This window comes from Streptomyces torulosus (assembly GCF_001419765.1).
Classification (GTDB): Bacteria; Actinomycetota; Actinomycetes; order Streptomycetales; family Streptomycetaceae; genus Streptomyces; species Streptomyces torulosus.
Map to the genome: position 1 here is coordinate 1 of NZ_LIRK01001001.1, position 2,214 is coordinate 2,214.

The following is a 2,214-nucleotide window of genomic DNA, read 5'->3' on the forward strand; positions in this document are numbered from 1 at the left end:
TGCCGATCTTGCCGAGGCCGAGGAGGACGACGTGGCCTGAGAGGCCGCGCGGCGGCTTCCGGAAGGCGGAGCCGCTGCGGAAGGTGCCCAGGGCCTCCAGCACGGCGGCCAGGAGCACGGGCAGCAGGAGTAAGCCCATCAGGCCCGAGAGCAGTTGGAGGACCTTACGGGAGTCGCTGCCCTCGGTCGCCGGGTCGTTGATCGCGAAGAGGTCGAGCAGGGTCGTGTACGTCGCCCCCAGCGGATGCTCCCCGGTCGTCACCATCTGTGCGACGGCGAGGGCGAACACACAGCCCACCAGCCCCGCCAGCGACCACCGCAGCCGCCGGGAGAACAGCGACCTGAACGCGCCGACCGCCCCGAGCGGGCCGCCGCCCGACCGGCCCGCCGGCAGCGCGGGGCCCGCGTACCGCACGGTGTCCAGGACGATGGACCCGCGCCCGGTGGCCTCGGCCACGGCCCGCTCGTCGGGCAGGAGTTGCGGGCCGCGCTCCCCGCTGCCCTCCGAACCGTCGGCGCCCGCCGGGTCGTTGGTGGTGGCCGACAGCAGCGCGAGCGTGCACAGGCCGCGGCCGGGGCCCTGGCTGGTGTGTCCCGGCGGGCGTTCCACGGCCCGCAGCATGAGTCCGTCCGTCTGGACGACCTTGGTGGTGCCGGCGACGGCGGTCGCGGCGAGCGCGGGCGCGGCGGTGTCCGCGTCGGACAGGACGGTCGTGGAGGCCCCGAACCCGTCGACGCCGTCGACCCCGTCGTCGGCGTTGCCGCCCGTCGCCAACGCGGCCGCCCGGTCGAGGAGTTCCTCGATGTGCTGGCCGAGCCGGCGGTTGTAGAGCCGCAGGACGAGCCGCAGCCTCGGGTTGAGTCGCCGGGCGGTGAGGGCGGCCCGGATGTTCGTCTCGTCGTCGTCATAGACGAGCGCCAGCGCGGCGGCCCGCTCCACCCCGGCCTCGGCGAGCACCGCCTCCGTGGCCTCCCCCGCCTCCAGGAGCCGCTCGCCGTGCGGGGCGATGGCCGGGGCCGCGGTCCGGTCGTTCCCGGTGCCGGCGCCGGCACCGGTGCGGTCACCGGTCGCCGGATCGCCGTTGCCCGCCGCGCGGTTGACCGCCGCGGAGACCCGGTCGAGGATCGTGGCGGCCCGGGTGCGGCCCACCACAGGCCGGGGTGCGACCCGTGCCGTCGGCGGCACCACGAGCGTCACCTGCTCCCGGTACACCGTGCACAGTTCCGCGGCGAGCCGGTGCGCGAGCCCGTCGTCGCCGCAGACGACCATGTGCGCCCCGGAATCGGCCGGTCCGCGCTGCCCGCCGAGTCCGGCGAGGATGCCGGTTCTGGGCGGGCCGGCCGGTGCGCCCGGCGCCGCTTGGGAGTTCGGGTCGGCCGGTCCGGTCCGACGGCCCGGAACGGGCTGGCTGCTCTGCTGCGAAGGGCTCCCCACGAAGCAGAAGCCTGCCTCATGAACGCGACCGGTTCCCGCGTGATCCGGATCACACTTGGGGGTGTGAGTGCGACCGCGGGTGGACATCCGTACTCAAGGGGGACGGGGGTGACGACCGGTGTCCGAATGCGAGGATGGGGCGCCATGATCGCAGGGTGGGGTACCCGCACAGTCCGGGCCGCGATGTTCGCGGCCGTCTGTGTGCTGCTCGCCGCCCTGGGCCACGTCACCATGTCCGGCAGCCCGGTCCCGTGGTGGGCCATGGGCACGGCGGCCGCCGCAACCGGCGGGGTCGGCTGGTGCCTGGCGGGCCGTGAACGGGGACTCCCGCTGATCGTGTCCGTCGTGCTCGCCGCCCAGACCGCCCTCCACTCGGGGTTCTCCCTCGCCCAGCCCGCGCACCCGGCCGGTGCCGGCGGCCCCGTGGCCGGAGGCTCCGTCGACGGGGGCTCTGCGGGCGGGGGTTTCGGTGGCGCTAGCGCCATGGAGATGGGCTCCGCCCACATGGATCACACCGTCCATATGGGCTCGGCCGGTCACATGGGCCATGCGGACCACACCGGGTACCTCATGGACGGGCCGTTCACGGCCTCGTCCGGCATGCTCGCCGCGCATCTGCTGGCCGCGCTGCTGTGCGGACTGTGGCTGGCGTACGGCGAACGCGCCGCCAGCCAGCCGGCCACGGCCCGCAGCAGCCCGAAGGCGGCGCGTTCGCCGTACGCCAGCCACAGTCCGCACAGCAGCGCGGCCAGCAGATGCGCGGCGAGCATGCCGGACGA

2 protein-coding genes are annotated in these 2,214 nt (G+C 75.1%); one reads left to right on the top strand and one right to left on the bottom strand.

Annotated features, from left to right (window positions below; translation table 11 throughout):
- On the bottom strand, positions 1 to 1,270 hold a 1,270-nt coding region (locus AOK23_RS43530; RefSeq protein WP_206336451.1), incomplete at its 3' end, for an NAD-binding protein.
- 309 nt (positions 1,271 to 1,579) lie between these two features.
- Here AOK23_RS43530 and AOK23_RS43535 point away from each other — a divergent pair.
- The coding region (locus AOK23_RS43535) for a hypothetical protein (RefSeq protein WP_055717867.1) at positions 1,580 to 2,214 on the top strand (635 nt) is incomplete at its 3' end.